This window comes from Rahnella rivi, from assembly GCF_019049655.1.
GTDB lineage: Bacteria > Pseudomonadota > Gammaproteobacteria > Enterobacterales > Enterobacteriaceae > Rahnella > Rahnella rivi.
This window is the reverse complement of sequence record NZ_JAFMOX010000048.1, coordinates 21,687-48,266: the sequence shown is the minus strand read 5'-3', so window position 1 is coordinate 48,266 and position 26,580 is coordinate 21,687. Positions and strand designations below refer to the sequence as shown.

Genomic DNA, 26,580 nt, shown 5'->3' with positions numbered 1-26,580 from the left:
TATGATTACGTTCAAAAATATCAAAATCTCTAAGCAAGTTTTTGAGGAAGGTTTGGCAGTCCCCGTTGTCTATTTCGAAGATGAAGACGGTAATGATTGGTACACATTACGCGACGAGAAATGGGCGGGTAAAAACGCATTTATTGCCGTGGGTCAGGATGGGTTTATTAATACATGGTCGGAGAACCCGAACTTTTTAACGCTATCAGAAGGTGTGAGTGTTTATGAAGTTTCAGCTAAAAATTTACCGGCAGATATTGGAGAGCAAACCTACAGCTATCAGGACGGGAAATTTATTAAGTTTGAGCCGGTAGCGTCAGAAGTGGCTGAGCAGAAAAGAAATAACTTGCTGAGCAACGCGACCACCGCCATTACGCCGTTACAGGATGCTGTAGATATTGATGACGCCACAGACGCTGAACTGCTCCAGCTCAAAGCATGGAAAACGTATCGGGTTGCCCTTAACAGGCTGGATTTAACCACTGCACCTAATATCGCTTGGCCAGAAATGCCGTCGTTAGCAACGATCGGTGAAAACGATCAGTCTGCACTTATTGATCAGTAATAACTATTTGAAAGGTGTGGGTATTAAATCAACAATCCCTTAATAGTTAATTAAGGGGTGAACGTGGAATTAAGTAAAGAAGAGGCCGAATTGCTGGCGTGGTTCATTGGTCTGCACTGGATTGAATTTTCTGAACGTGCAGAGGAAATGGTCAGCGTCTGCGCACTGCATCGGTTGGCTGAGAAATTAGGCCTGAATAATACGTAATTCATCAATAACAACCTAGCCCGGCAATTGCCGGGCTTTTTAATGCCGCGCTTTTTATATGTGCTGTTGTACTAACCCCCTCCCAACGCTCACGCCTCGCCCTGCCCACCGTTAAACAACAAAATTGATTTGCCTATTTTAACGGAGCTAACCCGATGAGTGATTTTCACCACGGCGTGCAGGTCGTCGAAATTAACGACGGAACGCGCGTTATTACCACCGTATCCACGGCCATTATCGGCATGGTCTGCACGGCCAACGACGCTGACGAAAAAGTCTTCCCACTCAATACGCCAGTCCTTATCACCGATGTGATCGCCGCGCAGGGCAAGGCGGGAAAAACCGGCACCCTGTTACCGGCGCTGACGGCCATTGGCGACCAGTGCAAACCGGTCACGGTCGTGGTGCGCGTTGCTGAATCAGAAGAGGAAGATACTGATGATGCCGCTGCCGAAACGCTGTCTAACATCATCGGCGGTGCGGATGAACGCGGGCAGTACACCGGCATGAAAGCCCTGCTTACCGCCGAAGCAGTCACCGGCGTAAAACCGCGCATTCTCGGCGTGCCCGGTCTGGACTCGCAGGAAGTGGCCACGGCACTGGCCACCGTCTGCCAGTCGCTGCGCGCATTCAGTTACATCAGCGCATGGGAATGCAAAACCATTTCCGACGCCATTAAGTACCGTGACAACTTTAGCCAGCGCGAACTGATGCTCATCTGGCCGGACTTTATTGCATGGGATACCACAGCGAACGCCAGCACTACGGCCTACGCCACCGCCCGCGCCTTGGGGCTGCGCGCCAAGATTGACCAAGACACCGGCTGGCACAAAACCCTGTCAAACGTCGGCGTTAATGGCGTGACCGGTATCAGCGCCTCGGTGTTTTGGGATTTGCAGGCGTCGGGGACTGACGCTGACCTGCTCAACGAGGCCGGAGTCACTACGCTTGTGCGCAAAGACGGCTTCCGCTTTTGGGGAAACCGTACCTGCTCTGATGACCCGCTTTTCCTGTTTGAGAACTACACCCGCACGGCGCAGGTGCTGGCCGACACGATGGCCGAAGCGCACATGTGGGCAGTGGATAAACCGATGACCGCCTCACTTATCCGCGACATCATCGACGGCATTAACGCCAAATTCCGCGAGCTCAAGTCTAACGGCTACATCATCGACGGCAGTTGCTGGTTTGATGAATCCGCTAACGATAAAGACACCCTGAAAGCCGGGAAACTCTATATCGACTATGACTATACGCCGGTGCCGCCGCTGGAAAGTCTGACACTGCGTCAGCGCATCACCGACACCTACCTTGTGAATCTGGCCGCATCCATTAACAGCTAAGGGCAATCAATATGGCACTTCCTCGCAAACTGAAATATCTCAACCTGTTTAACGACGGCCTGAGTTACATGGGCGTGGTGCAGTCGGTCACGCTGCCAAAGCTGACCCGCAAGCTTGAGAACTATCGCGGCGGCGGGATGAACGGCTCCGCGCCGGTGGATTTTGGGCTGGATGACGACGCTCTCACCGTTGAATGGTCAATTGGTGGGCTCCCGGACAGCGCTCTGTGGGCGCAGTATGCCGCCGCCGGTGCTGCGGATATTCCGTTGCGGTTTGCCGGGTCTTTCCAGCGTGACGACACCGGCGACGTCTCCGCCGTGGAAATTGTTATGCGTGGCCGTCACAAAGAAATCGATACCGGCGACATGAAACAGGGCGAAGACACCGAAAGCAAAATCACCACGCAGTGTACGTATTACAAGCTGGTGGTTGACGGAAATACGCTGATTGAAATCGACACCGTGAACATGGTCGAAATCGTCAACGGTACCGACATGCTGGAAAAACACCGCCGCAATATCGGGCTGTAATGTTTTGGTGGCCGGTGCGCTGGCCACGTTCCCTTACCAACTCTGAGAAAAACCATGAAAAAGACCGACACCGTTACCGCAGACAATACCCAAGAAAACGCCAACGTCGTTACGCTGGATACGCCAATCAAACGCGGCGACACCCTGATCACCGAAGTAAACGTGATCCGCCCGAACGCCGGTGCGCTGCGCGGCGTCAGTCTGGCCGACGTGGCCAGCTCAAACGTGGACGCGCTGCTGATGGTTCTGCCGCGTATAACCTACCCGACGCTGACAAAAGAGGAGTGCGCCGCGCTGTCGCTGCCGGATATGGTCGGGCTGGCCGGAAAGGTGATTAATTTTTTGTTGCCGAATTCGGAACGCTGACGTTTCCACCGCGGCTGTCGGTTGATGACCTGATGGCCGACGTGGCGGTGGTCTTTCACTGGCCACCGTCAGAACTCTATCCGCTGAGCCTTCCCGAGCTCGTCACATGGCGCGCTAAAGCGCACGAACGAAGTGGACACGCCAATGAGTAACAATGTGACATTGCAGGTTTTACTCAAGGCTGTTGACCAAGCGACCCGCCCGTTTAAATCCATCCAGACAGCGAGCAAGTCGCTGTCTCAGGAAATCCGAACCACCCAACAGTCCATCAGGCAGCTAAACGCCCAAGCCGGGCAGATTGAGGGGTTTCGAAAAACGAGCGCACAGCTTGCCGTCACCGGCCAGTCACTTAAAAACGCCAAGCAGGAAGCCGCCGCGCTTGCCCTCCAGTTTAGAAACACCGCCAATCCGACGCGCGCGCAGACGCAGGCAATGGAAGCGGCCAAGCGTACGGCCTCCGAACTTCAGCTCAAATACAACGGCCTGCGGCAGTCCGTTCAGCGTCAGCGACAGGAGCTGTCGCAGGCGGGTATCAATACCCGTGATTTGTCAGCCGACGAGCGCCGACTGCGCACCTCGCTGAGTGAGACTAACGCACAGCTTAATCGTCAGCGGGAGGCGCTGGCTCGGGTCAGCGCGCAGCAGGCAAAACTCAACGCGGTAAAAAATCGTTATGAGTCGGGTCAGCGGCTGGCCTCCGGGGCGCGCAGTGCGGGGATGGCCGGTGTGGGCGTTGCCGCCGCCGGTCTGTACGGTGAGGCTAAATTTATTGCGCCGGGTATCGGCTTTGACAAACAAATGTCAGGAACGCAGGCCATTCTCGGTTTGAATAAGGGCGAGGAAAAGCTCGGCCAAATCCGCAAACAGGCGCGCGATATTGGTGCGACAACGGCGTTTTCTCCGGGCGACGTTGCCCGTACGCAGACCACGCTTGCCCGCTCCGGGTATGACGCTGATTCGGTGCTGGCGGCGACGGGTTCGACGGTTAACCTCAGCCTAGCGGCAGATGTCGATATTGCCGAGGCAGCGGACATCATCACCAATATGCAGTCTGCGTTTAACCTGCCGACCACGCAGATTGAGCGTGTCGCAGACGTCATGACCAAAGGCTTTACCTCATCCAACACCGGCCTGATTGAGCTGGGCGAAGCAATGAAATATGTCGCCCCTATCGCGGAGGCGGCGGGTGCCAGCATCGAGGACACCACCGCCTTGCTCGGCATTCTTGCGGATAACGGCATCAAAGGCTCAATGGCCGGTACCGGCGCGAGTGCCATTTTCAGCCGATTACAGGCACCGGTGGGACAGTCTCCGGCGGCGCTCAACGAGCTGGGGGTGAAAACGCGCGACGGCAAAGGGGACATGCTCCCGGTCGAGAAAATCCTTAAATCCATCAACCAGTCGTTTAAGAAAAATAAGCTCGGTACGGCGCAGAAAGCGCAATACCTGAAAGTCATCTTCGGTGAAGAAGCCATGAAAGGCGCGGTCAAGCTGGTGGCCGCAGCCGGAAACGGCAGTCTCGACGCGAAGCGCAATGCGATACAAAACTCATCCGGCACTACGGAGCGTATTGCAAAAGTCCAGACCGACAACCTCGACGGCGATTTAAAAAACCTCGCTTCGGCGTGGGAAGATTTGCAGATTGAGGTTTTCGAAAAACAGGACACCGCGCTGCGACGCCTGACCACCTCTGCGACCGAGTGGCTTGGCAAGGTCGGCCAATGGACGAAGGAAAACCCGGAGCTGACAAAAACCCTATTTGCCGTCACCACCGGTGCGCTGGCGATCCTTGGCGTGCTGGGTGGTATTGGCCTCATCGCGTGGCCGGTCATTGCCGGGGTAAACGCGATTATCGCCGTTGCCGGAACGCTGGGCGTGGCGTTCAGCACGGCGGGAGCAACCATTGTGACCGCGCTGGGGGCGATCACCTGGCCTGTCGTTGCCGTCGGTCTGGCCATCGTGGCCGGCGCGCTGCTCATCCGCAAATATTGGGAACCTATCAGCGCCTTTTTCGCCGGTGTGGTTGAGGGGCTGGGCGTAGCATTTGCGCCGGTAAAAGAGCTCTTTGCCCCGCTTAAACCGGTCTTTGAATGGCTGGGTGAGAAGCTCAAAGCGATCTGGCAATGGTTCAAAGATTTGGTTGCGCCGGTGAAGTCCACGAAGGAAACCCTCGACGGCTGCAAAAATGCCGGTGTGCTGTTCGGACAGGCGGTAGCCAATGCGCTTACCGCGCCGCTGCGGGCGTTCAACAAACTTCGGGAGGGCGTGGACTGGCTGCTAAACAAGCTTGGCCTCATCAAAGATGAATCTGCCGATCTGGATAAGAACGCTGACAAAGCACAGCAGCGCGCGAAATATGATGCCGGGCGCGAGCCGCAGTCTTTGCCGCCGGGTGGCCTGCTCGGCGGCGGTTATGCACCGGTATCCGCAGGCGGTGGCCGAAGCTATACCGACAACAGCAAAAACAACTACCAGATTTCCGTGGGCGCCGGAATGGGTGCGCAGGATACCAGCCGCCAAGTTATCGACGCACTGGACGCCCGCGAACGTCAGCGCCGGGCAGAGCTGCGCTCCCGCCTTGGATACGATTAAGGAGAATTTCGCATGATGTTAGCGCTTGGGTTATTTGTGTTTCAGCTACAAACCGTCCCTTATCAGAGCCTGCAACGCAGCGTTGATTACCGCTGGCCGTCAAACAGCCGTATTGGCCAGCGTCCCGCGCTGCAATTTCTGGGCGTGAACGAGGAAAAAATCACCCTGTCAGGCGTACTGATGCCTGAAATCACCGGCGGAAGACTGTCCCTGCTGGTACTCAACCAGATGGCCAATGAGGGTAAGGCGTGGCCGCTGCTGGAGGGTTCGGGCACAATTTATGGGATGTTCGTCGTTGAGAGCCTCAGTGAAACCCGCAGTGAATTCTTTGCCGACGGCAGCGCGCGCAGCATTGAGTTTACGCTGACGCTCACGCGCGTGGATGAGTCACTGACCGCCATGTTTGGTGATTTGCAGCAGCAGGCTGATGGATTGCTGAATAAGGCCAGTGCGGCCACGCAGGGAGTGCTGTCATGATAACGGGGCTGACGGTGGACGCCGGGGCAACGATGGCACCGGCATTTATGCTGACGCAGGCGGGCAATGATATTACGCAGGATATCAGCGCCCGGCTGTTGTCGCTGACGCTGACCGATAATCGCGGATTTGAGGCTGACCAGCTCGATATCGAACTCGACGACAGCGACGGACAGGTAGAAATGCCGCCGCGCGGTGCGGTGCTCTCCCTGTTCTTGGGCTGGCAGGGCTCGGCGCTGCTGGGTAAGGGAGAATTTACGGTGGATGAGATTGAACACCGTGGCGCGCCGGATACGCTGACTATCCGGGCGCGCAGCGCTGACTTTCGCGGCACCCTGAATTCACGGCGTGAAATGTCCTACCACGACACCACGCTCGGTCAGGTGGTTGAGCAAATCGCCGCGCGCAATAAGCTGACGGCCAGCGTGGCCACGCAACTGAACGCCATCAGTATTCCGCACATCGACCAGTCTCAGGAATCTGACGCCAAGTTTTTAACCCGTCTGGCCACGCGCAACGGGGCTGAGGTCTCAGTGAAAGCCGGTAAGTTACTTTTTCTGAAAGCAGGGAGCGGCACCACCGCCAGCGGTAAACCTATACCGGCCATGACGATTGAACGCGCCGACGGTGACCGGCATCAGTTCGCCATTGCTGACCGGGGTGCATACACCGGCGTAACGGCTAAATGGCTGCATACCAAAGACCCTAAGCCCAAAAAGCAAAAGGTTAAAATTCAGCGAAAGCCCAAGTTTAAACAGCTGCGCGCACTGCAACATCCCAAAGCCAAACCGGTTAAAGCCAAAGCATCGGCAGTCAAAACACCCGAAGCCAAAGAAGGTGAATACATGGCCGGTGAAGCGGATAACGTTTTTGCACTGACCACCATCTATGCCAGCAAAGCGCAGGCCATGCGCGCAGCGGCGGCAAAGTGGGATAAGTTGCAACGCGGTGTGGCGGAGTTCTCCATTAGTCTCGCCATGGGGCGCGCGGATTTATATCCTGAAACGCCGGTGCGGGTTAAAGGGTTTAAGCACGTCATAGACGAGCAGTCATGGATTATTGCTAAGGTGGTTCACTCACTCAGTAATAGTGGCTACACGACGTCACTAGACCTTGAGGTGAGGCTTTCAGACGTAGCGTTTGATACACAGGAGGAATAACAGCTTAATCACTTAACTGTTTGTTTTAAATGAATTTAATGGTTAAAATCAACGCATCTTAAAGTGATTCATTGAGGTGGTGATCATGTTCCATTGTCCAATCTGCAAATACGCCGCACATACCCGTTCCAGCCGTTACCTGAGTGAGAACACCAAGGAACGTTATAACCAATGCCAGAACATAAATTGTGGCCATACCTTCAAGACAATGGAGTCATTCGACGGCTCAATTATGAAGCCGGGGCATATCAACGCAGTGATGCCCCACCCAACCTCACATGGTCAACAAAACTTCCTGATGTAGCATGAAAAAGCCCCGCAATGCGGGGCTTTTTTTCTTAACGTGGTCAATGCGTGGACATTGAAAGAAATAAATCCTTTTATTTCAATTAACTAAAAACATATAAATGGCCCCTTCGGGAGCCTTTTTTATGCCTGCGCTAAATTTCAGGCAAAAAAAACACTTGTCTGAAGGACAAGTGTCTAAAAACAATCAGGTCTAGGACAACAGATTTAGTGCCTCACTCAACGTTTTGCCTTCTGGGTGATAGCGCTTGCGCGTTATCGGTCAGGATGACAATAGGCACTGTAAATTGGCTCTGCATCATTCCCAGGTTTATGAAGCCGGAGCAAACATAATGGGTGGAATGAGCATCTACGGCGGGAATATTGCAGGACGCGTGCCAGAATGGCAAGCATCTGTTTATAATTTTTTATGACACTGATAATTAACAACTTTATTTTTATAACACACCGGTACTCTGTTTCTCAGAAGGCGGATACGCTCCGGCAATCCCCTATTCTGTCGCCAGTGAACGACGCAGGAATGTCAGCTTCGATGAGTCTTTATTTATCAATAAGATAAGTGTCTCCTGAAAGAGACAGAGAAAAGTGCGTATGTCGCAGATAAACAACAAGACCAGGAAGAGACGTGAGAGCAGTTTTTTAAAAGCAGAAAACAAAAAGCCCTGCATTTCTGCAGGGCTCTTTATTTGAATTGGTCGGCGAGAGAGGATTCGAACCTCCGACCCACTGGTCCCAAACCAGTTGCGCTACCAAGCTGCGCTACTCGCCGATGTCGTGCATCTTACTACTTCTTGACGCTAACTGCATCATTTAAATGCATTTTGTGTGTGTGGTGCGAAGGGAGGGACTCGAACCCTCACATCCAAAGGACACTAACACCTGAAGCTAGCGCGTCTACCAATTCCGCCACCATCGCATGTCACATTCACAAAATCATTTAAAAAATTTGGGGTGGCTAATGGGGCTCGAACCCACGACAACTGGAATCACAATCCAGGGCTCTACCAACTGAGCTATAGCCACCATTTCAAACTTTTCTACATCGTGGACTGCTTAACTTCAAACAAGACCACCGCAACTCTAGCGCAAACTTAATGGTGCGCCCGACAGGATTCGAACCTGAGACCTCTGCCTCCGGAGGGCAGCGCTCTATCCAGCTGAGCTACGGGCGCTTAGCGCCGTTGCGGGTGGGGATACTACGGTTTTAACGCATGGCTGTCTAGTGCTTTTTTTCAGAAATATTGCGTTTGATTACGCTTTGTCCAATACGCATTAAAAGTAAGCGCCCAACCTCCCCCACCCATGACTTAAGACGTTATTTTGCCTTTTCTGCCGTCAGCGCAGCACGCTTATGCATGCCGAGGCCGAAGTATATCAGTGACACTCCCGCGATGAAAATCCCGCCTACCAGCAAAGAAATTCGCGTATCCGGGTTAATTGCCATACCCACGAGCACGCAGGCCAGGAAAATCAGCGTCAGATAATTGGTATAAGGGAAGAGAATCGATTTAAACGGGTGGTTCTTCAATTTCTCTTTATGCGCTTCACGAAAACGCAACTGACTAATCAGTACCACAAACCACGGCACCATTCCCGGCAGAACACTGGCGCTGTAAACGTAAACAAAGACTTTCTCCGGATTCGGGATCAGGTAATTCAGGCACGAACCGACCAGCAAACACAAAATCGTGATCGCGATACCGTAAACAGGGACGCCGCTTTTTGAGACGTTGCTCAGGAATGCGGGCAGTTGGCGATTCTTCGACAACGCATAGAGCATGCGCCCGCAGCTGTACATTCCGCTGTTACAGCCGGAGAGCGCCGCCGTCAGCACCACAAAGTTGATGATACCTGCCGCCGAGGCAATGCCTATCTTCGCGAACGTCAGGACGAACGGGCTGCCGTGCGTGCCCATTTCGTTCCACGGGAAGATGGTGATGATGACGAAAATGGCACCGACGTAGAAAATCAGGATCCGCCACAGGATGTTATTGATGGCGCGTTTAAGCGTCACCTGTGGATTTTTCGCTTCACCGGCGGTAATTCCCACCAGTTCGACGCCCTGATAGGACGCCACGACGATACACAGCGCAAACAGGAAACCTTTCCAGCCTCCGGCGAAGAAGCCGCCGTGCGCAGTCAGATTCGCAAAGCCTACCGGCTCACCGTGATTACCGAAGCCGAAGAAGATCACCGCCAGACCGACCACAATCATCACAATAATGGTGGTGATTTTGATCAGCGCAAACCAGAACTCCATCTCACCGTAGAGTTTCACCGCGGCCAGGTTGGCCGCTGCGACAATCGCCACGGCCATCAGCGCCGGGATCCACTGCGGTAATTCCGGGAACCAGTATTGTGCATAAACGCCGATCGCGGTGATTTCAGAAATCCCCACCGCAATCCACATAAACCAGTAACTCCACGCAGTCAGATAGCCATAGTAAGGCCCGAGGTATTTATGTGCGTAGACCGCAAACGAACCGGCCACCGGCTCCAGATGCAGCATTTCGCCCATCGAACGCATGATAAAGAAGACAAAAATACCGGCCAGAATGTACGCCAGTAAAACAGAAGGCCCCGCCCATTTCAGGGTGCTCGCCGCGCCCATAAAGAGCCCGACACCGATGGTACCGCCCAGGGCAATCAGCTCAATGTGTCTGGCTTCCAGCCCCCGGTGTAGCCCACCCTTTTCTTCTTGATTCGCCATAATTCCTCTGTTTCTCAGTGTTGTGTTTGCCTTCCGGAATGACCGGAATGTTATTTTTTTATTGTGATAATGCCCGCATGGGGCGGAAAAACGGCGTTATGGTTCCGCATTTCAGGATGAGTTGCAAACCACAATTGAGAAAGATACGCATCAGTAGACACGGAGGGATGTAAGAGAGGGTAAGCGAAGGTGAGAAATGAGAGGTAAAACGCCGCGCTGAAAATCAGTCGCGGCGCAAGTTTTACAGACGGCCTGTGTAGTAATAACGGACGAATTTGAGGAGTTTCAGTTGACGGCGCAGACGGCTGGGTTGGGAAATCAGGCGATACAGCCACTCGAGCCCCATCTTCTGCCAGATCTTAGGGGCACGCTTCACATGGCCGGTAAACACATCATAAGTGCCACCGATGCCCATATACAGCGCATCCGGATGAACCCGGCGGCAATCACGCATCAGGATTTCTTGTTTCGGCGAGCCCATTGCCACCGTCACAATGGCCGCCCCGCTGGCTTTGACTCTTTCGAATAACGCCTCGCGCTGGTCGGGAGTGAAATATCCGTTCTGGCTGCCCGCAATATTAACGTTCCACTGCGCACGCAGTTTGTCTTCGGTTTGTTGCAGGATCTCCGGTTTGCCGCCGATCAGAAACACCGGCGTACCTTCCGCGCCTGCACGCTGCATCAGGCCTTCCCACAAGTCTGCCCCGGCAATGCGCGACACCCTGGCCTGCGGATATTTCTTGCGGATAGCGCGGACGATGCTGATACCGTCGGCGTATTTGTATTCGGCTTCACCTATCAGCGTGCTGAGCTCCGGATTACTTTCAATGGTCAGCACTTTTTCAGCATTTATCGCCACCAGCGCACCGGTTTTCACCTGACGACCGGCAAACAAATAATCAATGAAATGCGCCATATCGCGAAAGCCCCAGAGGCGTATCCCGCGAATGTCATAGTGTGGAATAGTATTATTTTCAGAGTTCATTAGCTTTCCCTACAGCGACCGTCGCGACACGGTGTTCCCGGCGCGGCATCTTGGCGCGGATAAGCCCTGCGGCGTCCAGCATCCAGTACAACATTTTGGCCGCGACCAGACAGGCCCCGAACACGACACAGAAAAAGACCACACGGGAAAAGAACGAGTCCACCCCTTCCCTGGCCAGCACGATAATATTGAAAACGGCACCGAAACAGAAACTTTGCAAAATGGCTGCTTTATATATGTTGGTGTCGGCTTTGCCTTTCTCATACAACCAGTCAAACCATTTGATGATCATCCCCACTGCGACAGCCCCCAGCGGAATAAACCATACGCCGCCCATGACGACCAGTGAACCAATCAGCGTCGGGGAGATCGCCAGGCCGGAATGGTTATCCAGCACTTCCCAGGTGAAATAGTTGGCGGAGTTGAGAACAATGCTCGGGCGGTCATGCCATAACCAGCTTGGGATAAACACGTAGAAATCTCGCACGATAGGCGCCAGCCCCTGGAAGCTGATTTTGTCGTAATTCTGCAACAGCAGCCCCAGGTTTTCCCACGGTGAGAACGTATCGCGCGTCAGGTACAGGAAAGTATAAAACGCCTCCGGCCCGCTGACGTTCAGACCGTAGCGCTTCAGCGCCAGCCAGAACATCCCGACAATTCCGAGCACGCCTGCCGCCGCCAGCATCCACAACGATATCCATCCACGGACAATGCCGATAAACAGAAACAGCGCGAAGGCGATGATGATATTGGCTCGCGTGCCGCCCACGATCACATACGTGAGGAAACCAAAGGCAACGGTGCTGGCGAGGAAAAACAGCCAGCGGCGGACGTCGGGTTTGAGGAAAAACAGCACCAGCATGGCCGGAATGAAGAAATAGAAGAAGCGTTTGAGCGCCACGCCCGAGACGTCACTGGAGAAAATCTGGCTGTACGACTTCAGCTTAAACAGTAAAAAACCGTTATGCATGAAGAAGATCGACACCGTCACCACGGCAATCAGCGCCAGCAAAATCCAGGTCAGGTGAGTTTCCACCCGGTTCATGGTAAATATCGGGCGCGACGGGCCGTCATGTTTCGCCTTCAGCCGCGTTTTATAGCAGACATAGTAAATGCCGTAGAAGCAGGTCGCGGCCAGCATGGCTTGCAACAAGTTTTCCACCGGCACCACTTTGACGTCAAACTGGAAAACCAGCAGGCAGGTCAGCGGAAATCCGAAGTAAAACGTCAGCAGATACAGCAGCGAAAACAGGACGTTGAAATTGAACCGCACCCGGCGAAATTCTTTGTAGGTCAGCGTCAGTATAAACAGCAGCGAAAGCGCATAAACCACAGACAGGCCGCCTAACTGTGCCAGCGTCATGATGCTTCCCCCGCCGCCAGCAACAACGCCTGTTGCCAGCCCGTGACGTAGTTTGGATTGAAGAAAGCGATGTTCTGCCGGTCAGTATTGAGCAACTGCCTGCGTGCCTCTGCCACGGTTTTCGCATCCAGAGCATCACCGTAGAACAGCACCGGAAGATGCTGTTCCGCCAGATCCTGCCAGAACGGGTTCTGGCGGCTGACCACAAAGGGTACGCCGAACTGAATCAGTAAACACTGCGTACCAATCGCCTGCTGACGATCGAAAATAAAATAGCCCAGCGAGCAGCGGCGCAGCACGTTGAGGTAATCCTCAAAGGCCATCGCATCCGTCAGCAGTTCCACCTGAGCAGGGGCAAACAGTGTCAGCGCTTCGGCCCGCACCTGTTCGATATAAGTCTGATTATTGGCCGGATAGCCCATCGGGATAATCACGCGGATATCTGCGCCGAACTGCTGATGCAGCGAACGCAGCGCTTCAATGTGGCGATTACTGCGATCGCCGGAATTCCCGACCAGCACCGTCATCGGCCCTTCGGGCTCCGGGATGTCAGACGGCTGCGTCAGCGCAGGATCCATCCGGGTCGGGAAGTAGAGCAACGACGACGGCACCCGCGGGTGACGTTGATGAAAATGAATCAGGTCACCGCGCGTACCGAAAACATGTCCAATACGGCCCTGAGCCAGACGGCGCAGAAGATAGAACAGACGGAATTTCAGGCTACCCGCAGATTCATACAAATCTGCGCCCCAGATATGCCAGGTGACCTGCTGCGATTTGATTTTGCCGGTCAGAATAGCCAGCCAGAGCGTCGGGTTAAATTGCCCGTGAAAGAAAAAATGGTGCATCCGTTCTTGCGCGCGGGTGATCACCGCGGCCGCCAGCGATTTTTTATCCGGATAAACGCGGATATCCAGACGCGAGAATTCAGCAAACGCTGACGCATCTTTCGCGGCCACCATAAAATGGCAGATCAGTTTTTCAGGCGCGCACTCAGCCAGTACGTCATTAAAGAAGCGCAGTACGGTGACATTATGGTGGGGAATGTCAGATCCCAAAACGTGAATCAGCGTTGTCATGCTCGTCTACGATAAAGAAGGAATACGGTGCAACACAGGGCAAAATAGACGATGTAAGTCGCCATATAGGCCTGAGCCGCGCCCAGAGAACCGTGAATCGGGATCAGCCAGTGTGAAAATCCGGTCAGTAATGCGAACTGGCTGATTTCAGTCAGCACGTAAAAACGCAACGACGCACGGGCAATCACCAGATAACCAAACACATACGAGCCGACTTTCAGCACATCACCGACCAGCTGCCAGGCAAACAAATCGCGCATGGCCATAAACTGTTTGGAGAACAGCAACCAGATGGCGAAATCGCGCAACAGCCAGACCGAAAAACTGACGGCGGCCACGGCGGGCAGCACGAATTTCAGCGACCTGACGATCTCCTGAGAAATCGCCTGCTTATCCTTGAGTCGCGACAGCGTCGGCAACAAATAAACGCTGAAAGAGGCGGTGATAAATTGCAGGTACGCATCAGAAATACTGCTGACACCCTGCCAGATCCCCACTTCTTTCCAGCTGTAATGCTCCGCGAGAAGATTTCGCATCATCACGTACGCCACCGGAATAGTGACAGAGGTGATCAGCGCCATCAGCGTAAATTTGCCCAGATGGCTGGCGATAAAGCGATCCCAGCCCGGTTTCAGATACCGCAGCGGAAAGGGTTTACGCCGCCACAGCATGCCGCCGGCAGGCAGAATCACCAGCGCAGGCACCAGCGCCAGCCCGGCCAGCGCGCCCTCATAGCCACCCAGTTTGAAACACAGGGCGAAGGCCAGTAACCCGATCAGGCTGCCGCCGATCACGGCCAGCGCGTTGCCTGCCGCATCGCGATAGCCTTTGAGGATCGCCTGAAAATAGTTGGCGTAGGCGATGCCCATCTGGATAAAAGCCACGGCGCGAACCACGGCCTGATAGCGATCGTGCCCGAACAGGCCAACGCTGACCGGCGCCGCGGCCAGCAAAAAAACCGCGGCCAGCAGCGTCGAAAACCCTAAAATCAGTGATGACGACGTGCCCAGCACGGCATTGAGGCGCTCAGGATTTTCATGGTGTTCGGCGACGTATTTGGTGACGCCATTGAAAATTCCGGCGCCGGACAATACACCGAGCACCGTGACCATCTGACGGAAATTGCCTGCCTGACCGACGCCCTCAGGGCCGAATGCTACCGCCAGCAGTTTCACCACCAGCAGCCCGGCACCGATTTTGATGAGCGTGGAACCGGCGGTCCAGACCGATGCTTTTGCCAGCGACATATCAGGCGAAGTATTGCAGCAAGGCCGCAATCACCGTGCGCTGCGTGTCATCGCTCATGTTGTAGAACAACGGCAGGCGCACCAGACGTTCGCTTTCCTGGGTGGTGAAGCGATCGGTGCCGTTAAAACGGCCAAAATCTTCCCCCGCCGGACAGGCGTGCAGCGGAATGTAATGGAATACCGTCAGAATATCCGCGGCCTTCATGTGGCGGATAAAGGCATCGCGATCCTCAATATCTTTCAGACGCAGATAGAACATGTGGGCGTTTTGCACACAATCCTGCGGAATACTCGGCAACTGGACGCGGCCGGCATCAGCCAGATCCTGCAATGCCTCGTAATATTCATTCCAGACACAAAGGCGGCGCTGATTAATCTTTTCGGCAGCGTCCAGGTTTCCCCACAAATACGCCGCCTGCAAATCGGACATCAGATAGCTGGAGCCGATATCGCGCCATGTGTATTTATCCACCTGTCCGCGGAAGAACTGGCTGCGGTTAGTGCCTTTTTCGCGGATGATTTCTGCACGGTCAATCAGCGCCGGATCGTTAATCAGCGTTGCACCGCCTTCCCCGCCTGCCGTGTAATTCTTGGTTTCGTGGAAACTGAAACAGCCAATATGGCCGATGGTGCCCAGCGCTTTGCCCTTGTAAGTCGACATGACGCCCTGCGCCGCATCCTCCACCACAAACAGACGGTGTTTCTCAGCCAGCGCCATAATCGTGTCCATTTCACAAGCCACGCCGGCGTAATGCACGGGCACAATCACTTTAGTTTTGTCGGTGATCGCCGCTTCAATCAGGCTTTCGTCAATGTTCATGGTATCGGGGCGGATATCCACAAAGACGATTTTTGCGCCGCGCAGCACAAACGCATTGGCGGTAGAAACGAAGGTGAAACTCGGCATGATGACTTCGTCGCCGGGCTGGATATCCAGCAGAAGCGCGGCCATTTCAAGCGAGGCGGTACAGGACGGCGTCAGCAACACTTTCGGGCAATTAAAACGCTGCTCAAACCATTTCTGGCAACGCAGGGTAAACCCGCCATCGCCGCACAATTTGCCGCTGCTCATTGCCTCACGCATAAAATCAATTTCAGTACCGACGATCGGCGGCGCATTAAAAGGGATCATTGTTTCACCTGTACAGCCAGTACGCCGCGCGGGTGATTTTGCCACCGCTGGCGAGATATAGGTTTAAGGCCGCGAGGTTGCCGGTCTGGGTGGCGACGTGTAAACGCGACACTCCCTGTTCAGCACACCACTGTTTCGCAGCCGCCATTAATATTCTGCCCACTCCCCGCCCCTGACACTCAGGTCTGACGGCCAGCAGGCCAATTCTTGCTTCATCTGTCGACAGCTTTCGCAGCGTCACAAATCCGGCGTCCTTCCCCTGATCCTCCGCCCACAGGCAAAGATGATCAAAGTTGCCGAGCACCGCTTTTTCCGCCCACATCGCATAGAAACGGGCGCTGTCATCCGGCTGATACCAGGGTGCGCGAAAACGGCTGAGGTGAAACGCCTGGCGGGCGATCGCCACCACATCGTGGATCTCTTCCGGCACTGCCGGGCGCCCTGCGGCCAGCGCGCTATCCTGCGCCACCACATCGATACACACATCAGTTTCGCCTTCCGCCAGACGAAAGCCCAGCGCAGAGAGCGCATCCAGCGTGGGCAGCTGGTCGGCGGCAACTTTCACCTGCACCAGCGCATACGCTGCCAGAGCCTGCGCCGTGACGTCGCCCGCAGAATCATCGAGCGTCAGCTTCGCGCTCTGCAACCGGAAGAATTCACTCTCCCAGCTGAGGGGGTCAAGCGTGCCGCGCAGGCTTATCGCCATACGCCTTTTGTATCCACGATCCATGCCTGATCAACCTGAGCAGCGGGGATCGCTTTAAAGGACGCATGATCAACCAGCATGACCAGCAGATCAGCACTTTCCAGCGCCTCTTCCAGAGAATGCAGGGTGACTTTTTCGGCCAGGGAAACGGGAAGCTGATGAACATTCGGTTCGACAGCCCAGGTTTCGCCGGCATGCCAGTCAGCAATCAGATGCGTAACTTCAACCGCAGGGCTTTCGCGCAAATCGTCGATATTGGGTTTAAATGCCAGGCCAAAGCAGGCGATTTTCACATCGGCGGCACGTTTTCCGGTGGCGGTCAGGCAATCTGCCAGCGCCGCTTTCACGCGATCGACCACCCAGTGCGGTTTACTGTCGTTCACTTCGCGGGCGGTGCGGATAATCCGCGCCAGCTCAGGGTTTTGCGCGACGATAAACCACGGATCAACGGCGATACAGTGACCGCCCACGCCAGGGCCTGGCTGCAAAATATTCACGCGTGGATGGCGGTTCGCCAGCGCAATCAGCTCCCAGACGTTAATCCCCTGCGCATCGCAAATCAGCGATAACTCATTGGCAAAAGCGATATTCACATCGCGGAAGCTGTTTTCAGTCAGCTTGCACATTTCGGCGGTGCGGGAATTGGTAACGACACATTCCCCTTTGAGGAAAATGTTATACAGCTCGCTGGCACGCTGCGAACATCGCGCCGTCATGCCACCGATAACACGATCGTTTTTGATAAGCTCGACCATCACCTGCCCTGGCAATACACGCTCCGGACAATACGCAATGCTGATATCTGCCTGCTCACCCGCCTGTTGCGGGAAACTCAGGTCAGTACGCGCTTCTGCCAGCCATGCGGCCATCTGCTCCGTCGCGCCAACCGGCGATGTCGATTCCAGAATGATCAGGTCGCCTTTCTTCAGCACCGGTGCCAGTGAGCGCGCGGCAGATTCGACGAATTTCATATCCGGCTGATGATCGCCTTTGAATGGCGTCGGCACGGCAATCAGGAAAGCGTCTGCGGGTTCCGGTTGGGTCACGGCACGCAGGAATCCCCCGTCGACTGCCTGCTTCACCAGCAGATCAAGATCGGGCTCAACAATATGAATGGCGCCACGGTTAATGGTGTCGACCGCGTGCTGATTGATGTCCACGCCCACCACTTTTTTCTGGTGCGAAGCAAAAGCAGCGGCAGTAGGCAGACCGATGTAACCCAGTCCGATAACAGAGATCGTGTTAAAGCTCATTGCGATACCCAATGATTTTTCAATGCGTCAAGAATGTGGTGACACGCATGTCCGTCACCGTAAGGATTGTGCGCCCGGCTCATGCTGTCGTACTCATCTTCATCCGTCAGCAGGCGGGTCACTTCCTCTACAATTTTAGCGGTATCCGTGCCAACCAGCCGGACTGTTTTGGCATCAACGGCTTCGGGACGCTCTGTCGTTTCCCGCATCACCAGCACCGGTTTACCCAGCGACGGCGCTTCTTCCTGCACGCCGCCGGAATCCGTCAGGATCAGATAGGCTTTGTCCATCAGGTAGACAAACGGCAGGTAGTCCTGAGGGTCGATAAGCACAATGTTATCGATGCCATGCAGAATGCGATTCACCGGCTCGGTGACGTTAGGATTGAGGTGCACCGGATACACAATTTGGACATCCGGGTGCTGGCGGGCGATGTCAGCAAGCGCAGTGCAAATCCTCTCGAACCCGCCACCAAAGCTTTCACGGCGGTGACCGGTGACCAGAATCAGCTTTTTATCTGCGTCCAGGAAGGGATAACTGGCGGCGAGTTGTTGCGCCAGTGAATCATCGCTGCTGAAGCGATCCCTGACCCACAGCAAGGCATCAATCACCGTATTGCCGGTAACGTAAATCCCCTGCGCGGGGATGTTTTCCCTGAGCAAATTCGCTTTGGCATTTTCCGTCGGCGCGAAATGCCATTTGGCCAGATGCCCCGTCAGCAGACGGTTCGCTTCTTCCGGCCACGGCGACGAGAGATCGCCAGTGCGCAATCCGGCTTCAACGTGACCCACCGGGATTTGATGATAAAACGCCGCCAGACTGGCGGACAGCGTGGTCGTGGTATCGCCATGAACCAGCACGACGTCAGGTTTGAAATCATCCAGCACGGGTTTCAGCCCGGCCAGAATCCGGCAGGTAATTTCAGTCAATCCCTGTCCCGGCTTCATGATATTGAGATCATAATCCGGTGTAATTTCAAAGAGACGCAATACCTGGTCGAGCATTTCACGGTGCTGTGCCGTGACACAAACTTTGGATTCAAATGCCGCATCCTGCGACAAAGCATGCACCAGCGGCGCCATTTTTATGGCTTCCGGACGGGTGCCGAAGATCGTCAACACTTTCACAATGTGTTTCTCTTATTTTTACGACGCGTCAGGGCAACGCCTGCTCCGATCAGACCACCGACAATACCCCACATGATCATCAGGAATACGCGGCGCGGGCTGTCACGTTTTACAGGCTCTTCAGGCGTACGGAGATAACGGTAAGTCTGAAACTTCGCGGTCAGTGTCGGGCCAACATTTAGCGTCGAAAGCATCGCGCGGTTCTGATCATACTCCAGATCGTAGCCAGGGCCTGAAGCTTGTAACAGTTCAAGGCGCGCTTTTAGCATCGGTACACCGAGCAGGAACATGTCGGAGTCCGGCAGTTCTTCAGCGGGGGTTTCCGTCACACTCTTATTAATATTCTGCTGCTGAGCAATTTTCAGCGCCTGCTCGGTGTTATTCGCAGTACGTTTGAAAATGGTTTGTGCGACTTCTTCCTGGCGCTTTACCTGCGCTTTCATCGACTGCGTACGTGCGGCCCATGCGCCCTGAAGTTCATCGTAAAGATACTGAGAGGCGCGGGCGCTGGCAAAATTCACGTACTGGCGCAGCAGCTTGTTAGCATCGGCGGAGTTTTCAGCGGTCAGTTTGACAATATCGTTCGGCACTTTGATGCCGTCGCGTGCGGTGAACTGGATATCGTTAATCAGTTCATCCAGCAAGACGGCATCCGCACGCGCATCACCTTCCTTACGCTGCTTGTAGTAAGGAGATTGCTGCCAGAAATCCCGGCGGGTGTCATAAGCCGCCAGTTGCATCACAAACTCGTTGTAAGCTTCATCTGAAATCGGTGGCCGGCTCGCATCAGTCTGCGGCGCAGTACGCATATCCAGATTGCGCAGGAACTGCGCCTGAGAGAAATAGGAAGACAAGTTGTTTACCGTCGGGCGGTCGGTGATCGCCGTTGAACTCCACTCTTGTTTCATCAGATAGGAGGAGCCGAGAGCGACAAGTGCGAACAGTATTGCCAGACCCGCGATCCAGAATTTACCTTTCCATAAAGTGCAGCACAGGCCGCGGATATCGAGTTCGTTTTCGATGGCGCGTTCATTCTGGTTACTTGTCATTTCTGATTTATCCACAGCCAGTAAGCCTCGGGTTAAAATTGATCAGTGAACGGAGGAGCGGCGTAAACGCCTTTTTACCCGTCTAATAAACCGTGCAACCCGCCAGGCGCGTTTAATGCACACGCCGTAAAGCAGGAATGCGAGGAAGAATAAAACCAACATCAGCCATTCAGGCACCAGCGGCTGATGTTCTCCAATTACGCCAATAACCGCAAGGATTGCAGCCGCAAGGGTGATCAAAACAAAGGCCTGCCGGGAAGTAAAACCGGCGCGCATGATCAAATGATGAATATGCTGACGGTCAGCCGAGAACGGGCTCATGCCTTTGCGCAGCCGACGATACATAATAGCAATCATATCCATCAGCGGGATGGCAATGAGCCACAGCGCGGTCACCGGATTCATTGGATGTGATTCGCCTTGCGTGCTTTGCAGCAGGATCCAAATCACCGTGAAGCCAATCAGCGTACTGCCCGCATCGCCCATGAAGACTTTGTAGCGGTGGCCCAAAACACCCAGATTAAGCAGGATGTAAGGTAACGTCGCCGCAATCATCGCGAAGCACCACAATGCCAGCTCCATGTGTCCGCTGTCGTACATGATGATGCCCATCGCACCAAAGCTGACGCAGGAAAGTCCGCCCAGTAAACCGTCTATGCCGTCGACCATGTTAAAAGCATTGATCGCAGCCCAGACAGCAAACAGCGTGAAGAGATAGCCAAACGGCCCGAGCACCATTTCCCACGGGCCGATCAGATGGCCGAGATTACGCAGCGTGAGGTTCGCAAAACTCATCATGATGACCGCGACCGTCGCCTGCACCAGCGCACGGATTTTTACGCTGATGTCATAGCGATCGTCCAGCGCACCGACGAGCACTAGCAAGCCTGCGCAGACCAGATAAAGTTGACCGTGGGGGATTCGATAATCGGTAATGAAGAAGGTGAAGCAGATCCCTGCATAAACGGAGATACCGCCGACCAGTGGAACCATACCCTGATGGCGTTTGCGGAAATTGGGTTTATCTACCAGCCCGATTTTATACGCAACCTTCCTGGCAACAAATAAAAACAGGAATGAAAATAAGAAAACGACGACGAGTTCAGTACTCATATTGAGTAAGTTCACAGTTAAGAGATCTCTGCAAAAATAAGGTGCGTGGAGTTGAGCGCAAGAACATCATAAACCTCACAGTCTTATATCTAATCATGGGGTGACAGTGATGGTTTGTCTCAGGCAATACCTTATCTGTTGCCCTTTCTTTATGTCATCAGACAGTCCGCCGACAAAATAAAGAAAGGGCAATGGAAAAACCATCAGTTATTATCCGAATAATCTGACTATTTCTCCGAAGTTGCATTATGGTAGCCACCAAATGCAAAAAACGCCACGGCTTAGCGTGGCGTTAGCTGACTTTTACACCAAATTACGAACGCTTCATCATGTCGAAGAAATCGTCATTGGTTTTGGTCATGGCGAGCTTGTTAATGAGGAATTCCATCGCGTCAATTTCACCCATTGGATGGATGATTTTACGCAGGATCCACATTTTTTGCAGCTCTTCAGACGTGGTCAACAGCTCTTCTTTACGGGTACCAGAACGGTTGTAATCGATGGCCGGGAACACACGTTTCTCAGCGATTTTACGCGCCAGATGCAGTTCCATGTTGCCGGTACCTTTAAATTCTTCATAGATAACTTCATCCATTTTAGAACCGGTATCGACCAGCGCGGTCGCGATGATGGTCAGGCTTCCGCCCTCTTCCACGTTACGTGCTGCACCGAAGAAACGTTTTGGACGGTGTAAGGCGTTGGCATCAACACCACCGGTCAGGACTTTACCTGACGCCGGAACCACGGTGTTGTAAGCACGAGCAAGACGAGTGATGGAGTCCAGCAAGATGATGACGTCTTTCTTATGCTCAACCAGGCGTTTCGCTTTTTCGATAACCATTTCGGCTACCTGAACGTGGCGGGAAGCCGGTTCGTCAAAGGTGGATGCGATAACTTCGCCTTTCACCAGACGTTGCATCTCGGTCACTTCTTCCGGACGTTCATCAATCAGCAGAACCATCAGCACACAGTCAGGATGGTTGTACGCAATGCTGGTAGCGATGTTTTGCAGCAGCATGGTTTTACCGGCTTTCGGCGGAGCAACAATCAGACCACGTTGACCGCGACCAATTGGAGAAGCCAGATCCAGTACACGTGCCGTTAAATCTTCGGTTGAACCGTTACCACGTTCCATGCGCAGACGTGAATTTGCGTGCAGAGGGGTTAAGTTTTCAAACAGGATTTTGTTGCGGGCGTTTTCTGGTTTGTCGAAGTTAACTTCATTAACTTTCAACAGGGCAAAATAGCGTTCACCTTCTTTAGGTGGGCGGATTTTACCGGAAATGGTGTCGCCAGTGCGAAGGTTGAAGCGGCGGATTTGGCTTGGAGATACGTAGATGTCGTCGGGGCCTGCGAGGTAGGAACTGTCTCCGGAGCGGAGGAAACCAAATCCATCCTGCAATATCTCGAGGACGCCATCACCGAAGATATCTTCTCCGCTTTTAGCATGCTGCTTCAATATTGAAAAGATAATGTCTTGCTTGCGCATGCGGGCCTGGTTTTCCAGTCCCATATTTTCGCCGAGTGCAATCAGGTCAGAGACCGGCGTATTCTTTAATTCGGTAAGATTCATAATGGTGGGTTCTTAAACTCGGGGTATGTCTCGAACATCTGTCGTGAATGGGTATGGCAGGGTCATCCATGCCTGTTTGTGTAGAACACTCAAGTAACAGCTTAAAAATCCAGCCGCAGGCAGCCGCCAGCGAGCGATTCTAGAGGGGCAAACTGATATTGAGGTGTCTTAAAGCCGATTTTTTCAAAACCGTTAGATGGTCAAGCACAGTGCCAGTTCAATTTAATTTTTATTCAAAGAAACTATCAGGCAGATGTTTTTGACACAACAGAGTAAAACGTAAGAATCAAACTACAGGTAAGCTCTATTTGCAGTAAGCGTAAACTTAGCACGCTTCTTGACAGGCGTCTAGCGGACATTGTGAAAAACACGGCAGCCCGCTAAACACCTGGCTTGGGTCATCCCGACCGCTTACAGATTAGCTGTTAAGAACTCTTTCAGCTGACCTTTCGACAGTGCGCCAACTTTAGTTGCTGCGACTTCGCCGCCTTTAAATAACAGCAGGGTAGGAATACCACGGATGCCGTATTTAGGTGCAGTACCTGGGTTTTCGTCGATGTTCAACTTCGCGATGGTTAGCTTGCCTTCGAACTCAGTGGCAATTTCATCCAGAATCGGAGCGATCATTTTACATGGTCCGCACCACTCAGCCCAGAAATCGACCAGCACCAGCCCTTCGGCTTTCAATACGTCGTTGTCGAAACTGTCATCGGTCAGGTGAATAATTTTATCGCTCATGTTCTACTCCAAAGGATTATCTTTACCTTGTTGATGTAGCATTAACCAACATTAGGTTGACTTTATTTCACCGGATACGCTTTCGTAAAGCAATAGTTAGCTGATATTCTACCACACTATGAGCAAAACACACTTGACCGAAAAGAAGTTTTCCGACTTCGCCCTGCACCCGCTTGCAGTGGAAGCCCTTGAAAAGAAAGGCTTCCATTACTGCACACCTATCCAGGCATTAGCATTGCCAATCACGCTCGCTGGGCGTGATGTTGCAGGTCAGGCGCAAACCGGTACCGGCAAGACGCTGGCTTTTCTAGCGTCTACTTTCCATTATCTGCTTTCTCACCCTGCTGCGGAGGGTCGTAAGACCAACCAGCCGCGTGCCTTGATCATGGCACCTACACGTGAACTCGCGGTGCAGATCCACTCCGATGCCGAAGCATTATCCGAGTCTACCGGCCTGAAATTAGGTCTGGCATACGGCGGTGACGGCTACGACAAACAGCTTAAAGTTCTGGAAAGCGGCGTGGACATCCTGATTGGGACCACTGGCCGTCTTATCGATTACGCAAAACAGAACCACATCGACCTGGGCGCGATTCAGGTGGTGGTACTGGATGAAGCAGACCGCATGTTCGATCTGGGCTTCATCAAAGATATCCGCTGGATCTTCCGCCGGATGCCGCCTGCTACTGAACGTCTGAACATGCTGTTCTCAGCAACGCTGTCCTATCGCGTGAAAGAACTGGCGTTTGAAAACATGAATAATGCCGAGTCGATTGAGATCGAACCGGAGCAAAAAACGGGTCACCGTATTCAGGAAGAGCTGTTCTATCCTTCCAATGAAGAAAAGATGCGCCTGTTGCAGACGCTGATTGAAGAAGAATGGCCAGACCGCTGCATTATTTTCGCCAATACCAAGCACCGCTGTGAAGACGTCTGGGGCCATCTGGCTGCCGATGGTCATCGCGTCGGTTTGCTGACCGGTGACGTGCCTCAGAAAAAACGCCTGCGCGTTCTGGAAGACTTCACCAAAGGCACGCTGGATATTCTGGTCGCCACCGACGTGGCTGCGCGCGGCTTGCACATTCCTGCCGTGACACACGTCTTCAACTATGACTTACCTGATGACTGTGAAGATTACGTTCACCGCATCGGTCGTACCGGCCGTGCTGGCCTGAGCGGTCATTCCATCAGCCTGGCATGTGAAGAATATGCCCTGAACCTGACGGCGATCGAAACCTATACCGGCCACAGTATTCCGGTCAGCAAATACAGCAGCGAAGCACTGTTGACTGATTTGCCTGCGCCAAAACGTCTGGCACGTTCACGCACCGGCAATGGTCCGCGTCGTAACAGCAATTCGTCTTCGCGTCGCAGCAGTGCACCGCGCAGCAACCGTAAACGTCCGGGCTGATAACCTATGCTAAGCTCCACCTCACTCTACGCAGCAATCGATCTGGGCTCTAACAGCTTTCATATGCTGGTTGTTCGTGAGGTGGCAGGCAGTATCCAGACCCTCGCCAGAATCAAGCGCAAAGTGCGTCTGGCTGCCGGTCTGGATAAGCAGAACCTGCTTTCTCAGGAAGCCATGCAACGCGGCTGGCAATGCCTGAAGCTGTTTTCTGAAAGATTGCAGGATATCCCACGCGCACAAATCCGCGTGGTCGCCACGGCGACGCTGCGGCTTGCCAGTAATGCCGATGAATTTCTCATCAAAGCGCAGGAAATCCTTGGCTGCCCGATTCAGGTGATTACCGGTGAAGAGGAAGCCCGCCTGATTTATCACGGCGTCGCCCATACCACGGGTGGTCCGGATAAACGTCTGGTGGTGGATATTGGCGGCGGCAGCACCGAATTAGTGACCGGTGTCGGCGCACAGGCGATTACCCTTTTCAGCATGCCAATGGGGTGTGTGACCTGGCTGGAGCGCTATTTTACCGACCGCAATCTGGCAAAGGAAAACTTCGATCAGGCCGAACAGGCTGCGATTGAGATGATCCTGCCGGTGGCACCGGATCTTATCGCGAACGGCTGGCAAATCTGCGTCGGTGCTTCCGGCACCGTCCAGGCTTTGCAGGAAATCATGGTCGCGCAAGGCATGGATGAGCGCATCACTCTGCCAAAACTTCAGCAGCTCAAACAGCGCGCGATTCAGTGCGGCAAACTGGAAGAGCTGGAAATTGAAGGCCTGACTCTCGAACGTGCGCTGGTTTTCCCAAGCGGACTGTCCATTCTGATCGCCATTTTCAAAACGCTGAACATCGAAACGATGACACTGGCCGGCGGCGCGCTGCGCGAAGGTCTGGTGTACGGCATGCTGCATTTGCCGATCGAGCACGATATTCGCCAGCGTACATTGCGGAATCTGCAACGTCGCTATCTGCTGGATAACGAGCAGGCGCAACGCGTGGCACAGCTGGCGGAGAACTTCTCGCTGCAGGTGGCACAGGAATGGAAGCTGGATGCCCGCGCCCGTGAGTTACTTAACAGCGCCTGTCTGATCCACGAAATAGGTTTGAGCGTCGATTTCAAAAAGGCCCCGCAACACGCGGCTTATCTGATCCGGCATTTAGACTTACCGGGTTTCACTCCGGCACAGAAAAAACTGCTGGCGACCCTTCTGCAGAACCAGAACAGCACACTCGATTTGCCGTTGCTGAATGAGCAAAATGCTTTGCCGCCGCGTCTGGCGCAGCGCCTTTGCCGAATTCTGCGCCTGGCGATTATCTTTGCCAGCCGTCGTCGCGACGACACATTGCCTGCCGTGCGTTTACGCGCTAACGATGATGAGCTGAGTGTGATTGTGCCGCAGGGCTGGCTGGAACAGCATCCGCTGCGGGCCGAAGAGTTAGAACAGGAAAGTCACTGGCAGAGCTATGTCCACTGGCCGCTGTTTGTCGAAGAGCAGAGCTGAATTTTTCGACACACCGTCATACTACCAGGGCAGGGTTTATCCCCTGCC

At 53.8% G+C, this 26,580-nt stretch carries 25 protein-coding genes and 4 tRNA genes; 12 read left to right on the top strand and 17 right to left on the bottom strand.

The features are described from left to right. Position 1: 1 nt before the first annotated feature. The 10 genes from J1779_RS04750 to J1779_RS04705 all read left to right on the top strand — a co-directional run bounded on the left by J1779_RS04750 (position 2) and on the right by J1779_RS04705 (position 7,544). Positions 2–565: a tail fiber assembly protein gene (locus tag J1779_RS04750; protein ID WP_217202978.1), complete on the top strand. Its 564-nt coding sequence runs from the start codon at positions 2–4 to the stop codon at positions 563–565. A 63-nt stretch (positions 566–628) separates the two neighbouring features. After that, positions 629–772 (top strand): hypothetical protein, encoded by a 144-nt coding sequence (locus tag J1779_RS04745; protein WP_217202976.1) that lies wholly within the window; start codon positions 629–631, stop codon positions 770–772. Between the two features lie 155 nt (positions 773–927). Further along, positions 928–2,115, top strand: coding sequence for a phage tail sheath protein (locus tag J1779_RS04740; RefSeq protein WP_217202975.1), 1,188 nt, complete (start codon positions 928–930; stop codon positions 2,113–2,115). Between the two features lie 11 nt (positions 2,116–2,126). Beyond that, a complete protein-coding gene (locus tag J1779_RS04735) occupies positions 2,127–2,645 on the top strand; it encodes a phage major tail tube protein (protein WP_217202974.1) in 519 nt (172 codons plus the stop codon). Between the two features lie 54 nt (positions 2,646–2,699). Continuing rightward, positions 2,700–3,011: a phage tail assembly protein gene (locus J1779_RS04730; protein ID WP_217202973.1), complete on the top strand. Its 312-nt coding sequence runs from the start codon at positions 2,700–2,702 to the stop codon at positions 3,009–3,011. Further along, positions 3,008–3,163 carry a GpE family phage tail protein gene (locus J1779_RS04725; RefSeq protein ID WP_238485070.1) on the top strand — a complete coding sequence of 52 codons (156 nt, stop codon included), beginning with the start codon at positions 3,008–3,010 and terminating at the stop codon, positions 3,161–3,163. Before J1779_RS04730 ends, J1779_RS04725 begins: the two co-directional genes overlap by 4 nt. Continuing rightward, a complete protein-coding gene (locus J1779_RS04720) occupies positions 3,156–5,603 on the top strand; it encodes a phage tail tape measure protein (RefSeq protein ID WP_217202971.1) in 2,448 nt (815 codons plus the stop codon). The genes J1779_RS04725 and J1779_RS04720 overlap by 8 nt, the downstream gene beginning before the upstream one ends. A gap of 12 nt (positions 5,604–5,615) precedes the next feature. Next, a complete protein-coding gene (locus J1779_RS04715) occupies positions 5,616–6,080 on the top strand; it encodes a phage tail protein (protein WP_217202969.1) in 465 nt (154 codons plus the stop codon). Continuing rightward, positions 6,077–7,240 (top strand): phage late control D family protein, encoded by a 1,164-nt coding sequence (locus J1779_RS04710; protein ID WP_217202968.1) that lies wholly within the window; start codon positions 6,077–6,079, stop codon positions 7,238–7,240. Before J1779_RS04715 ends, J1779_RS04710 begins: the two co-directional genes overlap by 4 nt. An 85-nt stretch (positions 7,241–7,325) precedes the next feature. Then, the gene (locus J1779_RS04705; protein ID WP_095922618.1) at positions 7,326–7,544 is read left to right on the top strand and encodes a DNA-binding transcriptional regulator; all 219 of its coding nucleotides are present in this window, start codon (positions 7,326–7,328) and stop codon (positions 7,542–7,544) included. A gap of 694 nt (positions 7,545–8,238) precedes the next feature. Here J1779_RS04705 and J1779_RS04700 read toward each other — a convergent pair. From J1779_RS04700 to trxA, 17 genes are all read right to left on the bottom strand, one after another. After that, a tRNA-Pro gene (locus J1779_RS04700) sits at positions 8,239–8,315 on the bottom strand. A 61-nt stretch (positions 8,316–8,376) separates the two neighbouring features. Further along, positions 8,377–8,462, bottom strand: a tRNA-Leu gene (locus tag J1779_RS04695). Positions 8,463–8,493: 31 nt separating this feature from the next. After that, positions 8,494–8,569: transfer RNA gene (locus J1779_RS04690), tRNA-His, on the bottom strand. A 72-nt stretch (positions 8,570–8,641) separates the two neighbouring features. Further along, positions 8,642–8,718: transfer RNA gene (locus J1779_RS04685), tRNA-Arg, on the bottom strand. Between the two features lie 143 nt (positions 8,719–8,861). Beyond that, entirely contained in the window at positions 8,862–10,256 is a 1,395-nt protein-coding gene (gene thrP / locus J1779_RS04680) for a bifunctional threonine/serine APC transporter ThrP (protein WP_056772293.1), read from the bottom strand. 241 nt (positions 10,257–10,497) lie between these two features. Then, a complete protein-coding gene (gene wecG, locus J1779_RS04675) occupies positions 10,498–11,241 on the bottom strand; it encodes a lipopolysaccharide N-acetylmannosaminouronosyltransferase (RefSeq protein ID WP_217202967.1) in 744 nt (247 codons plus the stop codon). Continuing rightward, complete coding sequence (gene wzyE / locus J1779_RS04670) at positions 11,231–12,604, bottom strand: ECA oligosaccharide polymerase (RefSeq protein ID WP_122096511.1); 1,374 nt, start codon at positions 12,602–12,604, stop codon at positions 11,231–11,233. Before wzyE ends, wecG begins: the two co-directional genes overlap by 11 nt. Further along, the gene (locus J1779_RS04665) at positions 12,601–13,683 is read right to left on the bottom strand and encodes a TDP-N-acetylfucosamine:lipid II N-acetylfucosaminyltransferase (RefSeq protein WP_217202966.1); all 1,083 of its coding nucleotides are present in this window, start codon (positions 13,681–13,683) and stop codon (positions 12,601–12,603) included. Before J1779_RS04665 ends, wzyE begins: the two co-directional genes overlap by 4 nt. Next, positions 13,680–14,930 (bottom strand): lipid III flippase WzxE, encoded by a 1,251-nt coding sequence (gene wzxE / locus J1779_RS04660; protein ID WP_136375572.1) that lies wholly within the window; start codon positions 14,928–14,930, stop codon positions 13,680–13,682. Before wzxE ends, J1779_RS04665 begins: the two co-directional genes overlap by 4 nt. A 1-nt stretch (position 14,931) precedes the next feature. Further along, positions 14,932–16,062: a dTDP-4-amino-4,6-dideoxygalactose transaminase gene (gene rffA / locus J1779_RS04655; RefSeq protein ID WP_217202965.1), complete on the bottom strand. Its 1,131-nt coding sequence runs from the start codon at positions 16,060–16,062 to the stop codon at positions 14,932–14,934. Positions 16,063–16,066: 4 nt separating this feature from the next. Further along, entirely contained in the window at positions 16,067–16,792 is a 726-nt protein-coding gene (rffC, locus tag J1779_RS04650; protein ID WP_217202964.1) for a dTDP-4-amino-4,6-dideoxy-D-galactose acyltransferase, read from the bottom strand. Beyond that, positions 16,759–18,021, bottom strand: coding sequence for a UDP-N-acetyl-D-mannosamine dehydrogenase (gene wecC / locus J1779_RS04645; protein WP_217202963.1), 1,263 nt, complete (start codon positions 18,019–18,021; stop codon positions 16,759–16,761). The genes rffC and wecC overlap by 34 nt, the downstream gene beginning before the upstream one ends. Then, entirely contained in the window at positions 18,018–19,148 is a 1,131-nt protein-coding gene (gene wecB, locus J1779_RS04640; RefSeq protein ID WP_056772316.1) for a non-hydrolyzing UDP-N-acetylglucosamine 2-epimerase, read from the bottom strand. The genes wecC and wecB overlap by 4 nt, the downstream gene beginning before the upstream one ends. Next, positions 19,145–20,197 (bottom strand): ECA polysaccharide chain length modulation protein, encoded by a 1,053-nt coding sequence (gene wzzE / locus J1779_RS04635; RefSeq protein WP_217202962.1) that lies wholly within the window; start codon positions 20,195–20,197, stop codon positions 19,145–19,147. The genes wecB and wzzE overlap by 4 nt, the downstream gene beginning before the upstream one ends. A gap of 42 nt (positions 20,198–20,239) precedes the next feature. Next, a complete protein-coding gene (gene wecA / locus J1779_RS04630) occupies positions 20,240–21,325 on the bottom strand; it encodes a UDP-N-acetylglucosamine--undecaprenyl-phosphate N-acetylglucosaminephosphotransferase (protein WP_217202961.1) in 1,086 nt (361 codons plus the stop codon). A 298-nt stretch (positions 21,326–21,623) separates the two neighbouring features. Continuing rightward, on the bottom strand, positions 21,624–22,883 hold the full coding sequence (rho, locus tag J1779_RS04625) for a transcription termination factor Rho (protein ID WP_056772325.1): 1,260 nt from the start codon (positions 22,881–22,883) through the stop codon (positions 21,624–21,626). Between the two features lie 411 nt (positions 22,884–23,294). After that, positions 23,295–23,621, bottom strand: coding sequence for a thioredoxin TrxA (trxA, locus tag J1779_RS04620; protein WP_013577537.1), 327 nt, complete (start codon positions 23,619–23,621; stop codon positions 23,295–23,297). A gap of 118 nt (positions 23,622–23,739) precedes the next feature. Here trxA and rhlB point away from each other — a divergent pair, with 118 nt between their 5' ends. Both rhlB and gppA read left to right on the top strand, forming a co-directional pair. Continuing rightward, positions 23,740–25,032 (top strand): ATP-dependent RNA helicase RhlB, encoded by a 1,293-nt coding sequence (rhlB, locus tag J1779_RS04615; protein ID WP_056772328.1) that lies wholly within the window; start codon positions 23,740–23,742, stop codon positions 25,030–25,032. Positions 25,033–25,038: 6 nt separating this feature from the next. Next, positions 25,039–26,532 (top strand): guanosine-5'-triphosphate,3'-diphosphate diphosphatase, encoded by a 1,494-nt coding sequence (gene gppA, locus J1779_RS04610; protein ID WP_122096505.1) that lies wholly within the window; start codon positions 25,039–25,041, stop codon positions 26,530–26,532. Positions 26,533–26,580: the final 48 nt, after the last annotated feature.

Coding starts and splice junctions, on each gene's coding strand:
- J1779_RS04750 (WP_217202978.1), top strand. CDS start 2: ATGATTACGTTCAAAAATATCAAAATCTCTAAGCAAGTTTTTGAGGAA.
- J1779_RS04740 (WP_217202975.1), top strand. CDS start 928: ATGAGTGATTTTCACCACGGCGTGCAGGTCGTCGAAATTAACGACGGA.
- J1779_RS04735 (WP_217202974.1), top strand. CDS start 2,127: ATGGCACTTCCTCGCAAACTGAAATATCTCAACCTGTTTAACGACGGC.
- J1779_RS04730 (WP_217202973.1), top strand. CDS start 2,700: ATGAAAAAGACCGACACCGTTACCGCAGACAATACCCAAGAAAACGCC.
- J1779_RS04720 (WP_217202971.1), top strand. CDS start 3,156: ATGAGTAACAATGTGACATTGCAGGTTTTACTCAAGGCTGTTGACCAA.
- J1779_RS04715 (WP_217202969.1), top strand. CDS start 5,616: ATGATGTTAGCGCTTGGGTTATTTGTGTTTCAGCTACAAACCGTCCCT.
- J1779_RS04710 (WP_217202968.1), top strand. CDS start 6,077: ATGATAACGGGGCTGACGGTGGACGCCGGGGCAACGATGGCACCGGCA.
- J1779_RS04705 (WP_095922618.1), top strand. CDS start 7,326: ATGTTCCATTGTCCAATCTGCAAATACGCCGCACATACCCGTTCCAGC.
- thrP (WP_056772293.1), bottom strand. CDS start 10,256: ATGGCGAATCAAGAAGAAAAGGGTGGGCTACACCGGGGGCTGGAAGCC.
- wecG (WP_217202967.1), bottom strand. CDS start 11,241: ATGAACTCTGAAAATAATACTATTCCACACTATGACATTCGCGGGATA.
- wzyE (WP_122096511.1), bottom strand. CDS start 12,604: ATGACGCTGGCACAGTTAGGCGGCCTGTCTGTGGTTTATGCGCTTTCG.
- J1779_RS04665 (WP_217202966.1), bottom strand. CDS start 13,683: ATGACAACGCTGATTCACGTTTTGGGATCTGACATTCCCCACCATAAT.
- wzxE (WP_136375572.1), bottom strand. CDS start 14,930: ATGTCGCTGGCAAAAGCATCGGTCTGGACCGCCGGTTCCACGCTCATC.
- rffA (WP_217202965.1), bottom strand. CDS start 16,062: ATGATCCCTTTTAATGCGCCGCCGATCGTCGGTACTGAAATTGATTTT.
- rffC (WP_217202964.1), bottom strand. CDS start 16,792: ATGGATCGTGGATACAAAAGGCGTATGGCGATAAGCCTGCGCGGCACG.
- wecC (WP_217202963.1), bottom strand. CDS start 18,021: ATGAGCTTTAACACGATCTCTGTTATCGGACTGGGTTACATCGGTCTG.
- wzzE (WP_217202962.1), bottom strand. CDS start 20,197: ATGACAAGTAACCAGAATGAACGCGCCATCGAAAACGAACTCGATATC.
- rho (WP_056772325.1), bottom strand. CDS start 22,883: ATGAATCTTACCGAATTAAAGAATACGCCGGTCTCTGACCTGATTGCA.
- trxA (WP_013577537.1), bottom strand. CDS start 23,621: ATGAGCGATAAAATTATTCACCTGACCGATGACAGTTTCGACAACGAC.
- rhlB (WP_056772328.1), top strand. CDS start 23,740: ATGAGCAAAACACACTTGACCGAAAAGAAGTTTTCCGACTTCGCCCTG.
- gppA (WP_122096505.1), top strand. CDS start 25,039: ATGCTAAGCTCCACCTCACTCTACGCAGCAATCGATCTGGGCTCTAAC.